Genomic DNA, 11,547 nt, shown 5'->3' on the forward strand with positions numbered 1-11,547 from the left:
TCTATGTTCAGTACACAAACCTATGACGTTGCCATTATCGGCGGAGGCATGGTAGGGCTGGCAACCGCCATCGGCCTGGGTCAGGAAGGGCTTAGGGTCGTGGTGATCGACGCCGGGGAAACCCAGGCAGTATCTGGCGAGGCCAGGTTAAGAGTCAGTGCCATCAACAAGGCCAGTCAGCGATTGCTTACCCATCTGGGAGCCTGGGCCTATATCGATGAGTCTCGCGTCGGCCCCTATCAGAAGATGGCGGTGTGGGATAAGGATAGCTTGGGCAAGATAGGTTTCGATGCCCACTCTATTAGCGAGCAGACCCTGGGCAGCATCATAGAAAATGACAACATCAGCCATGCGCTGGCGACCCGAGCGAGCGAGCTTGGCGAGGTAACCCACCTTGAAAATCACCGTCTGGAAAAAATCGCCTTCGGCGAGCGTGAGGCCTGGCTGACTCTGGATAATGGCGACAATCTTTCAGCGGCGCTGGTAATAGGCGCCGATGGTGCCAACTCCTGGGTGCGTGAGCAGTGCAAGATCCCCATGACTTTCTGGGACTATGGCCATCATGCCATCGTCGCCTCTATTCGTACCGAGCTGCCCCATAATGCTACCGCCAGACAGGTGTTCTTAAGCGACGGCCCACTGGCGTTTCTGCCGCTGTTCGAAAAGGAGCTCTGCTCCATCGTCTGGTCGGTCCCGCCGGCCAAGGCGCAAACACTGCTTGAGGGAGACAAGATACAGTTCGAGCGCAGCCTGACCGCCGCCTTCGACGGTAAGCTGGGCATGTGCACACTGGAAAGCGAGCCACAGGCCTTCCCGCTCCGCATGCGTTATGCCCGGCACTTCGCCCGTCACCGCTTGGTACTCGCCGGAGATGCGGCCCACACCATACATCCGCTGGCGGGGCAGGGGGTCAACCTGGGCTTCTTAGATGCCGCGGCCATTATCGAGACCCTGAGCGAGCTTAAGGCCAAGGGTAGGGATATCGGCGATTATGCCAATCTTCGTCCCCTGGAGCGCTGGCGTAAGGCGGACGCGCTGGAGATGATCGCGGCGATGGAAGGCTTTAAACGACTCTTCGAAGGCAGTAATCCGGTGAAAAAAGCCCTGCGGGATCTGGGCCTCAACCTGGTGGATAACCTTTCTCCTGTGAAAACACTGTTTATGCAACAGGCTATGGGTAACAAAACCCGCTTGCCTGAGTTGTGTAAATAAGGCTTGAGAAAATGCGGCGGAATATCATTTTGTTTTTAAATACAAGTGGTTGACATCATTTGATTTGATATACGGATTCTCATGTAAAAAAACTACATTTTAAACATGAGAAAAAGTAATGGAAAAATGGTTCGGATTAGAAAATTCTCTTGTATACAAAACTGTGACGCAAGGTATAATTTCGCCGCATTTTGATACCAAGCGCGTATCTTAAAACAGAATTTGTTGATGCATCTTATTCGACGCAATTGATGCAAAAACTCATCTTTGCAATCACATCCTGGCCCTAAAGTACCCTAGGTTCAGGTGTGTCAGTTCAGCACGGTTGACTATAATCGTCTGCTTCGCTACCGCCTATTGATGACAAGAGAGTGCTTGACCGACCCTTTCGGCCTCTGCCCCATTTCATCAATCATGCCCTAGCGCTGAGGCACCGCCAGGTAAGACCCGAAAAGGGCAAAAAAGAAGAGATAATAATGGCTAATAAAACTGTACTCTTTAACAAGCACCTAGAAGCTAACGCCAAAATGGTCGACTTTCACGGTTGGGACATGCCGCTAAACTACGGCTCTCAAATCGAAGAACACCATGTTGTGCGTCAAGACGCAGGGATGTTTGACGTGTCTCACATGACAGTAGTAGATGTTACCGGTGCTCAGGCCTGTGATTTTCTTCGTAAGCTACTGGCCAACGACGTCGCCAAACTCAAGGTGCCGGGTAAGGCGCTCTACGGTGGCATGTTAGACCACAATGCAGGCGTTATCGACGACCTGATCACCTATTATCTCAGCGACACCCATTACCGTATCGTAGTGAACTCGGCCACTCGTGAGAAAGACCTCGCGTGGATCACCGAGCAAGTTAAAGGCTATGACGTGACCGTTACCGAGCGTCCTGAGCTGGCGATGATCGCCGTTCAAGGCCCTAACGCTAAGGCGAAGGCGGCGGCAGTATTTACCGACGAGCAAAACGCAGCAGTCGAAGGCATGAAGCCTTTCTTCGGTGTGCAGTCTGGCTCTCTCTTCATCGCAACCACAGGTTACACAGGCGAAGCCGGTTACGAGATCATCGTACCCGAGGCCGAGGCCGAAGCCCTGTGGCAAGCGCTGCTAGACGCTGGCGTTAAGCCATGTGGTCTGGGCGCCCGCGACACCCTACGTTTAGAAGCAGGCATGAACCTATACGGCCAGGATATGGACGAGAGCGTTAACCCGCTGGCGGCCAACATGGGCTGGACCATCGCCTGGGAACCCGAAGATCGTGACTTCATCGGCCGCGAAGCGCTAGCCGCTATCAAAGCCGCCGGCGCTGACAAGCTCGTTGGCCTAGTGATGGAAGCCAAGGGCGTACTGCGCACCGGCATGCCAGTCTTCTTCACCGACGCAGACGGCGTCGAACAGCAAGGCGTTATCACCAGCGGCACCTTCTCACCAACCTTAGGTTACTCAATCGCCATGGCGCGCGTACCTAATTCTGTTGGCGATGTCGCAGAAGTCGAGATGCGTAAGAAGCGCGTCCCTGTTAAAGTGATCGCACCTAGCTTCGTGCGTAACGGTAAGCAGGCCTTCTAACTGTTTGATAAGGGTTATCCCTGTTTGACCGTCAGGTAGCCAAAAGGGCGTTGGTGAGTCTGGGTTGTTAGTCTGATACAGGCTAAGCAACTCGGGGCAAAGCTGCTAAAATATCGGCTGACCCAGTCCAACGACAGGCACTTGAGTGGTTAAGCAGGCTTAGTTTTTAAAATTTAGCACTACGGAACAAGGAACAAAAATAATGAGCAATATTCCGACTGAATTGAAATACGCTTCTTCACACGAATGGATCCGCAAAGAAGATGACGGTTCATACACTGTTGGTATCAGTGAGCACGCCCAAGAGCTACTAGGCGACATGGTTTTCGTTGAGCTGCCAGAAGTTGGCGACAGCGTTAGCGCCGGTGATGACTGCGCGGTAGCCGAGTCGGTAAAAGCCGCTTCAGACATCTACGCCCCCATTTCTGGTGAAGTGGTAGCGGTTAACGAAGCCCTGGAAGATTCTCCTGAGCTGGTTAACAGCGACGCTTACGGCGATGGCTGGTTCTTCCGCATCATGCCAAGCGACCTGAGCGAACTAGACAATCTGCTTGATGCCGAAGGCTATCAAGCGGTTATCGACGAAGAGTAATTGTCGATGACGACGAAGCCCCATATCGCATAGAGATGGGGCTTCGTTCGTTATAAGGCCATGCAATAAGCCATTGCCATATAACGAGAAGTAGAACCACATCAAACAACGAGACCGGTAACACCAGCCCCCTACAGCTAGGATACTGGCAAATATGGAACTAGGTTAATCATGACCACTGAAACCCTCACTCAGTTAGAGCAGCACGAACTATTCATCCGTCGTCATATCGGCCCGGACAGCGCAGATCAGCAAGAGATGCTGAACTTCGTTGGTGCAGAATCTTTAGAAGATTTAACACAGCAGATAGTCCCTGAGTCGATTCGTCTTGGACGCGATCTTGCCGTTGGCAGCGCCTGTGGCGAAGCCGAAGGCCTTGCTGCGATTCGCAAGTACGCCGATAAGAACAAGGTGTTCAAGAGCTACATCGGCATGGGTTACTACGGCACTATCGTGCCAAGCGTGATTCAGCGTAACGTATTCGAAAATCCAGGTTGGTACACGGCGTACACGCCATACCAGCCTGAGATCGCCCAGGGCCGTCTAGAAGCCATCCTGAACTTCCAACAGGTGTCGATGGACCTTACCGGTCTTGACCTGGCCTCAGCCTCCCTGCTGGACGAAGCCACCGCCGCAGCCGAAGCCATGGCGCTGGCCAAGCGTGTCTCTAAGGCGAAGAAAGCCAACATCTTCTTCATCGCCGATGATGTGTTCCCACAGACTATCGACGTGGTAAAGACCCGCGCCGAGTGTTTCGGTTTCGAAATCGTCGTTGGCCCAGCCAGCGAAGCGGTTAACTACGAGCTGTTTGGTGCCCTGTTCCAATACACCAACCACTATGGTCAAATCACCGACTTCACCGAGCTGTTTGCTGCCCTGCAAGAGAAGAAGGCTATCGTGACTGTTGCCGCCGACATCATGTCGCTGGTGTCACTTAAGTCGCCTGGCTCTATGGGTGCCGATGTTGTCTTCGGTAGCGCCCAGCGTTTCGGTGTGCCAATGGGCTTTGGTGGTCCACACGCGGCCTTCTTCGTGACCCGCGATCAGCACAAGCGTTCACTGCCTGGCCGTATTATCGGTGTGTCACAAGATACTCGCGGTAACCGCGCCCTGCGTATGGCGATGCAGACTCGTGAGCAGCATATCCGCCGCGAAAAGGCGAACTCAAACATCTGTACTGCACAGGTGCTGCTGGCTAACATGGCCTCTTTCTACGCCGTATTCCACGGTCCAAAAGGCCTGAAGATCATCGCCGACCGTATCCATCGCTTCGCCGACATCTTCGCCGCCGGTCTTAAGGCCAAGGGCGTTGAGCTGGTAAACGATAGCTGGTTCGATACCGTTTCATTCAAGGTTGCCGACAGCGCCGCCGTACAGGCACGCGCCATCGCCGGTGAAGTGAACCTACGTATCGACAGCGACGGCATCTTAGGTGTTGCCATGGCTGAGACCACCACTCGTGAAGATGTGGCGCAGCTGTTCGATATCGTACTGGGTGAAGGTCATGGTCTGGATGTTGCGGCGATCGATGCCGACATCATCAGCAATGGCAGCAACTCAATTCCAGCCGAGCTGGTTCGTCAAGACGCCATCCTCGAGCATCCAACCTTCAATCGCTACCACAGCGAAACTGAGATGATGCGTTACATCAAGCGTCTGGAAAACAAAGATTTAGCGTTAAACCACTCGATGATTTCGCTAGGTTCTTGCACCATGAAGCTGAACGCGGCGACCGAGATGATGCCGGTGAGCTGGCCAGAATTTGGCAACATGCATCCTTTCTGCCCGCAAGATCAGGCACAGGGTTATGCCGAGCTTATCGAAGAGCTGTCTAACTGGTTGGTCGACATCACAGGTTATGATGCCATGTGCATGCAGCCTAACTCGGGTGCATCGGGCGAATACGCCGGTCTGTTGGCCATCAAGAAGTACCACGAGTCTCGCGGCGAAGGCCACAGAAACGTCTGTCTTATCCCTCAGTCTGCCCACGGTACTAACCCGGCTTCGGCCCAGCTTGCTGGCATGAAGATTGTGGTTACCGCCTGTGATAAAGCCGGTAACGTGGATATGGAAGATCTTAAGGCCAAGGCTGCCGAAGTGGCCGAAAACCTCTCTTGCATCATGGTCACCTACCCATCGACTCACGGTGTGTACGAAGAGACCATCGCCGAGATTTGCGAGGTGATCCATCAGCATGGCGGTCAAGTATACCTGGACGGTGCCAACATGAACGCTCAGGTAGGTCTGACTTCACCTGGTTCAATCGGCGCCGACGTGTCGCACCTTAACCTGCACAAGACCTTCGCCATTCCACACGGTGGCGGCGGACCAGGCATGGGCCCAATCGGCGTTAAAGCACACCTTGCGCCATTCGTTGCCGGTCACGCCGTGGTTAAGCATGGTCGTGAGTCAGACAACAACGGTGCGGTATCGGCAGCGCCATACGGCAGCGCCAGCATCCTGCCTATCACCTGGATGTACATCAAGCTGCTTGGCTACCAGGGCCTGAGACAATCGACTCAGATGGCACTGCTTAACGCCAACTACATGATGAAGAAGCTGTCTGCTCATTACCCAGTGCTCTACACAGGCCGTAATGACCGTGTCGCGCACGAGTGCATCATCGACCTGCGTCCACTCAAAGAAGCCTCAGGCGTCACCGAGATGGATATTGCTAAGCGTCTGAATGACTACGGCTTCCACGCGCCGACCATGAGCTTCCCGGTTGCGGGCACATTGATGATCGAGCCGACAGAGTCTGAGTCTAAGGCCGAGCTGGATCGCTTTATCGAAGCCATGGTTGCCATCCGTGGCGAGATCGCCAAGGTTGAAGCCGGTGAATGGCCAGCGGATAACAACCCGCTGCACAACGCGCCGCACACCATGGCAGACATCATGGATAGCGAGTTCGACTCACGTCCATACAGCCGTGAAACCGCCGTGTTCCCAACGGCTGCGGTGAAGGCTAACAAGTTCTGGCCAACGGTTAATCGTATCGATGATGTGTACGGCGATCGTAATTTGATGTGCTCGTGTGCACCGATTGACGATTACAAATAATTGCTGCTTCGACTCGCTACTGCGGCGTTGAATCTCAGCTTTCGTGCTCATTGACACAAGTCAACTCCGCGCGAAAGCTTTCAATCCGCCTTGCATTAGCTTCGTCAGCGACGCAATTATGGCGTAACTAGCTTCATTTGAAGTTTAGATATAAAAAAGCGAACCCTTGTGGTTCGCTTTTTTGTTAGCTGCTCATTGACTACAGTCAACTGCGCGGCGAAAACAGCAGGTTTCCTTGTCTTATCTTCGGCAGTAACGTCATTTGGGAGTTGTACGGCACCGACCATAATAAAAAGCGAGCCCTTTGTGGTTCGCTTTTTTGTTAGCTGCTTAGACTTGCTACTGCGGCGAAAACAGCAGGTTTCCTTGTCTTATCTTCGGCAGTAACGTCATTTGGGATGTGTACGGCACTGACCATAATAAAAAAAGCGAACCCATGTGGTTCGCTTTTTTATGTCCGTTAGCTTTGCGCTGTTTCGTTCTAGCTGTTTGCGGCTGAGCGGTTAACGGTATTGATAGTCGCAGGTGACGACGTCTCTGTCTTGGGTTGTGGTGGTGCCGTCGGGGGCGAGTCGTGTCGCGGCGATTGTCCTGTGCCAGCACTGGGTTAGGCGGATTTGATTCATTACAAAGTGCTCCGCCCAAGGCCTGTTTTGATGAAAGACCTCATACTCGCTTTGGCTGAAGTTAATTAAGGGCAGTTGCTCTGCTATGCTCAAGCCGTCTTCAGCGGTTTCAGTGCTTCTTAAGCCTTCTTCAATGGTCTCTGCGATTAACCAGGTTTTGTCTGTAAGCATGAGTTTGAGGTGCAGTACTAAGCCATGTTTGCCAAGGAGTTTGATGTAAACTATGGGGGGCTTTCCTTCGTTAATTTCGCTCTCAATGTCCTCTGCCAATAACCTGGAGATCTCTGCTTTGCTTTGCGAGATACGGATAAGCAGCGATTCGCTATCATCTTCAAACTTAAAGTCTTTGGCGCTCACCAGATTAAGTTGAGGCAGGTTGGCGAGGTAACGGTTAAAGGCGATAAACAGTTGCCCGGCATGACGGTTAAGGCCGTCCATGGTTTCGCAGTCGCTATCGCAGTCGCTATCGCAGTTGAGTGTCATGGCGGCGGAGAGGAATGTGACGGCGCTGATTTGCGGTGTGGCTTGTTCGTCAATCCCGTTGCTAGCTAAGGTGAGCTCGATTTCGCTCACCATATGAACCTCTTGCCCGCTCTCCAGCATGGCATCATTCTGATAGGTGAGGTTTGCCGTGTTATCGATCACGTCCTTTATGCGGGGAGCCTCCATATGGGGAGCCTGTAAGTAGGTATTTTCCGAGCAGGGGATGGCTATGTTTGCCGCGCCCACCGACAGCCTTAAAACTAGTACCAATACCAGTAATAAAGCCAGTAATAAAAATGGTAGAGGAATCCGGTTAAGCTGTGTCATTCCCTTTGACATACTTGCTATCCATCTGATCTAAAAAATAACCTTGCGGTATTAACTGGCTGTGGGCAATTGAATTTTCTTCAAGCGACCTCTTGGCTTGGCGCTATGCCGAACTGCTTACAGATGTGGTCGATACACAGGGTTTGTTGCTGGCTCCACAAGCCGTAGCTTAGGGGCATTAGGTTGACGCCGGCGCGTTGCAGTAGCTTGTAGAGGTTTATCTCGAAGAAGTCTTCCCAGGGGCCGGGGTAGCCGATTAAGTCTATCGCCAGATACTGACCCTTGTAGCAGCACAGGATATCCAGTTCCAGCCCCGCCATATGGTAGGCGCGCCATATCTCTATGCCTTTGGCCTCCAGTGCCAGGGCGACCGCCTGACCGAACTCATCTAAGGCGTCGGCGTAGTTGTGCTTGGCCTCGAACTGATCGGCCGAGGTGAGGTATTGAGCCAGCAGGTTACTGCCGGGTAGCGCGGTTTCATCCAACGACAAAAATAGCCACTGCGCCTGTTTGGCGCGGGTGATGGCCACATTAAACATATCGGCGCGGTTGAGGTAGGCCGCTGCCCGTCCATCCTCGGCGGTTATGCTGAAAGAGAGCAGCATGATGTCGCGCTCCTCGCCCTGAAAGCCAAAAGGGGTGGCGATGCGCAGCTGATGACGTTCGATTTGTGCCTGACTGAAACGGCTCATGATCTGCTTCGACAGGTATTCGGTCTGATGGCGAAAGCATGACAGCACGCCGATGCTTGAGGGCACCAGGGCATCGGCCTGCTCGGTAATGAGTTGGCTTAACTTATCCATCAAGGCCTCGGCCTCAATAACGTTGACGCCCTTGGCGTCGCGAACACCCTCTACTCGGACTCGGTGCAGGTGTCCCGAGCTGGTGCAAGGTCTGTGCTGCATCACCTTGAGGGCATTTTGATAGAACTGCTGATTACTGAACTGGATAAGCTCGGGCTTGCTGCGAAAATGTTCATCGAGAAAGGCGACCTGCGCCTGGGCACCGAGGGAGCCTGAGACCAAATCTAGCATGCTGGCATCGCGGTAGCTCAGCAGGCCGCGTCGGTCGGATGAGAGCCCTAGCTGGCTTTGAATACTGGCCTGCTTGTCGCGGGAGAGAAACGAGAAGTGTCTCAGCTGTTTGTTGTCACCGACCACTAACGCCGCCTTGGCGCGCTGTAGGGCGGGCAGGCATTCTGCAATGTTGGCCTGGGTGGCCTCGTCGATGATCACTAGGTCGAACATCTGAGCCTGCATTGGCAGTACACGGTGCAGACTCGTCAGGCTAGAGAGCCAGATAGGAAAGGTCTGTTGCAGCGCCTCGAAGTTGGTGTTGTTGAAGGCTTCGAGTTGTTTCGATGACTGACGCGCTCGTATCGCCTTGGAGAAACTCACCAAAGAGCCGCGCTTGTTTTGCAGCAGTCGATAGAGCCTATGACCGGTGGCCAGTTGCAGATAGTTGAGGCTTAGCTGCTCTTTCTGTTCGATCAAGCTGTTGAGGCTGTCCAGCACGCTCCACTGACGTGAGAAGCGTTTTATCCCCGCGCGATAGAACCAATTGAAGTAGGGCAGGCGCCAGCGAGACTGCTGGCGTTCCAATTTGGCCAGGGTTTGTCCCCGGCCGATGGCGCGTTTGCAATGGCGGGTAAAACTGGCCTCCAGCTTGGCCTGCTGCTTGGTGACTATCTCCAGCTGTTTGTAGGCCTCTTGCAGCTCGATGTCGGTCACCTTCTTGTTGGCGACCGGATGGATGCCGTTGAGCATGTCGTCCACCTGGGCCTTGAGCTGCTTGATAAACTGCGGTGAACCGGCGCGGATCAGGCTGCTGCCCAGCTGAAACTGTTGTGCGAGTTTATCGGCAATCACGTCAACGGCCACGTCTGTGTGGGCGGCGATCAATACCGACTTGCCCCGCAAGATCTGCTCGGCGGCGATGGTGGCTATGGTGTAACTCTTACCTGTGCCCGGCGGGCCCGAGATCTGCCCCAGGGTATGATTGGCGGCTATCTCCAGCGCCTGGGTTTGCGGCGTGCTCAGCAGGCCGGGCAGGCAGTCTTGTTGGGTTTCAATGTGCTTGTTGCTGGGGGCTGGCGGCTGCTCGGCAAATAGCGCCTGCAGCGGCGGCGATAATTCGGGCGCGGCAACCAGCATATCGAGTTCGTGCAGAATGCCGCGACTGGCCAGCGAGCGTTCAGCCAAAACGAGCTGACTACGACTCACCAAGCAGCCTTTACGCTTACGGGTCAGGGTGGCGAATTCCGCTTCATCGATGAGCTTGGGAAAGTGCAGTAGCTGGGAGGCATCCACATCGGCCTGTCCGGCGCGCAGCCAGGCAATCCAGCCGCTCACATCTGTTGGAGCATCACGTAGCGTCTGGGGCAGGGTATGGCCTTCCACCACGAGTTTTTCCAGCAGTGCCTCGTTGATGTTGAACCTGCCTTGCTCCGTGAGTGAGTCGCTGGCTTGCAGGTAGATCTCGCCGTTATCCTCTAGCAACTGACACTCGCGATATAGCAGCGGTGTCACCACCTTACGCCGCTCGCCATTTAGCTCTATGCTGCCACAGAAGAACAGGCTGCAATGCAGCAGTACCCGCTCGCGCAGATAGGCGGCGCTGCGATGCTTCAATGCCGAGGCGAGGTCATAAGGCACGGGCAGGCGCGGCAGAAACCCGCTGGCCAGCTCATCTTGCCCTTGCAATACGAGTTGATCTTGCTCGGCGAGTTTATGGCAAGACCAGAGGTTGATCTCGGCGCTGTCGTGCGCAAAGCACTGCTTGTAGTAGTTCAGAATCCCTTGCAAACCCTATCCATCCTCAAGGCTTATCGGCGTTGCAAGGGTAACTTAACCGTTAAAATTCAACAAGGTTTGGCTGCGTAAAGAGGGGAGCTAGGAGCCTAGATAAAGGACGTAGATAAAGGACGTAGATAAAGGACATAGATAAAGGACATAGATAGTGCTCTCGCTTTTGCATCATGGCAGGCTTACAGGCACAATCAAACCTTTACTATCGGCTCGAGTCACTATCGTGCAGCTAAAACCCTAAGCTTAAGCAAGATTAACCAAGGCCAAGCTAAGGGGAAAAGATAGCAAGTGATTAAAGGTTAAAGAATTAACGCAAGAGGAACAGGCTGCGATGAATCAAGGATTCCCCATCACCATAACGGCCGATGACAGATTTTCGAGTTCTCTTAAGCCCTTACTGGCCCAGCTGGAGATGTGGATCAACTTTCAGGCATTAAAGGCGGATTGGTACGGCAACGAAGAGCATATCCTCTCCTTCGACTTTACCCTGGTCAGAACCCTGGATGATAAGGGCGATCTGCTAGCATCGAAAAAGTGGATCGTCGAACCCGGTTACGCCTATCACTATGAGAGTAGCCGCCTGACGACCACTGCCTTCATCGCCGTTGATGACTTGCTTGAGCGTGGCACCGGTATAGAACAAGCGATAAAAAGCCGCTTGGTCGCGGTTGCGAATGCAATTGGGCGGCAGAACGGCTTTATTATGTTATCTTATAACTTTGTATTGAGCATCTAGTTAGGGCTTTGTAAAAGCCTACTATGAATTAACTGTAGGCGAGATTATGAATGTGATTAAATTCAGATCCCCCTGTTGTTTCTTATTAGTATTGGATGTTGTTAGGTATGGGCATGTTTAATTTTAGGGAGTA

The 11,547-nt window shown here is 53.4% G+C and carries 7 protein-coding genes; 5 read left to right on the plus strand and 2 right to left on the minus strand.

Annotation, left to right across the window (positions count from 1 at the left end; translation table 11 throughout):
• The first annotated feature begins 3 nt into the window (after positions 1-3).
• The 4 genes from DB48_RS01720 to gcvP all read left to right on the plus strand — a co-directional run bounded on the left by DB48_RS01720 (position 4) and on the right by gcvP (position 6,435).
• Positions 4-1,212: an FAD-dependent monooxygenase gene (locus tag DB48_RS01720; RefSeq protein ID WP_041508590.1), complete on the plus strand. Its 1,209-nt coding sequence runs from the start codon at positions 4-6 to the stop codon at positions 1,210-1,212.
• A 476-nt stretch (positions 1,213-1,688) separates the two neighbouring features.
• Complete coding sequence (gcvT, locus tag DB48_RS01725; protein ID WP_041508591.1) at positions 1,689-2,783, plus strand: glycine cleavage system aminomethyltransferase GcvT; 1,095 nt, start codon at positions 1,689-1,691, stop codon at positions 2,781-2,783.
• Between the two features lie 202 nt (positions 2,784-2,985).
• The gene (gene gcvH / locus DB48_RS01730) at positions 2,986-3,375 is read left to right on the plus strand and encodes a glycine cleavage system protein GcvH (protein ID WP_041508592.1); all 390 of its coding nucleotides are present in this window, start codon (positions 2,986-2,988) and stop codon (positions 3,373-3,375) included.
• A 171-nt stretch (positions 3,376-3,546) separates the two neighbouring features.
• Complete coding sequence (gene gcvP, locus DB48_RS01735) at positions 3,547-6,435, plus strand: aminomethyl-transferring glycine dehydrogenase (RefSeq protein ID WP_041508593.1); 2,889 nt, start codon at positions 3,547-3,549, stop codon at positions 6,433-6,435.
• A 503-nt stretch (positions 6,436-6,938) separates the two neighbouring features.
• On the opposite strand, the gene DB48_RS01740 is transcribed toward gcvP, so the two are convergent.
• Together DB48_RS01740 and DB48_RS01745 are read right to left on the minus strand one after the other, a co-directional pair.
• Positions 6,939-7,730 (minus strand): hypothetical protein, encoded by a 792-nt coding sequence (locus tag DB48_RS01740; protein WP_041508594.1) that lies wholly within the window; start codon positions 7,728-7,730, stop codon positions 6,939-6,941.
• Between the two features lie 221 nt (positions 7,731-7,951).
• Entirely contained in the window at positions 7,952-10,675 is a 2,724-nt protein-coding gene (locus tag DB48_RS01745) for a DEAD/DEAH box helicase (protein WP_041508595.1), read from the minus strand.
• A gap of 334 nt (positions 10,676-11,009) precedes the next feature.
• Here DB48_RS01745 and DB48_RS01750 point away from each other — a divergent pair, with 334 nt between their 5' ends.
• Positions 11,010-11,414 carry a hypothetical protein gene (locus DB48_RS01750; protein WP_041508596.1) on the plus strand — a complete coding sequence of 135 codons (405 nt, stop codon included), beginning with the start codon at positions 11,010-11,012 and terminating at the stop codon, positions 11,412-11,414.
• The last annotated feature ends 133 nt before the right edge of the window (positions 11,415-11,547 follow it).

Source organism: Shewanella sp. cp20, assembly GCF_000832025.1.
Classification (GTDB): domain Bacteria; phylum Pseudomonadota; class Gammaproteobacteria; order Enterobacterales; family Shewanellaceae; genus Shewanella.

What these genes read in the sequence shown, in the direction of transcription:
- DB48_RS01720 (WP_041508590.1), top strand. Translation starts at nt 4, where the DNA reads ATGTTCAGTACACAAACCTATGACGTTGCCATTATCGGCGGAGGCATG.
- gcvT (WP_041508591.1), top strand. Translation starts at nt 1,689, where the DNA reads ATGGCTAATAAAACTGTACTCTTTAACAAGCACCTAGAAGCTAACGCC.
- gcvH (WP_041508592.1), top strand. Translation starts at nt 2,986, where the DNA reads ATGAGCAATATTCCGACTGAATTGAAATACGCTTCTTCACACGAATGG.
- gcvP (WP_041508593.1), top strand. Translation starts at nt 3,547, where the DNA reads ATGACCACTGAAACCCTCACTCAGTTAGAGCAGCACGAACTATTCATC.
- DB48_RS01740 (WP_041508594.1), bottom strand. Translation starts at nt 7,730, where the DNA reads ATGGAGGCTCCCCGCATAAAGGACGTGATCGATAACACGGCAAACCTC.
- DB48_RS01750 (WP_041508596.1), top strand. Translation starts at nt 11,010, where the DNA reads ATGAATCAAGGATTCCCCATCACCATAACGGCCGATGACAGATTTTCG.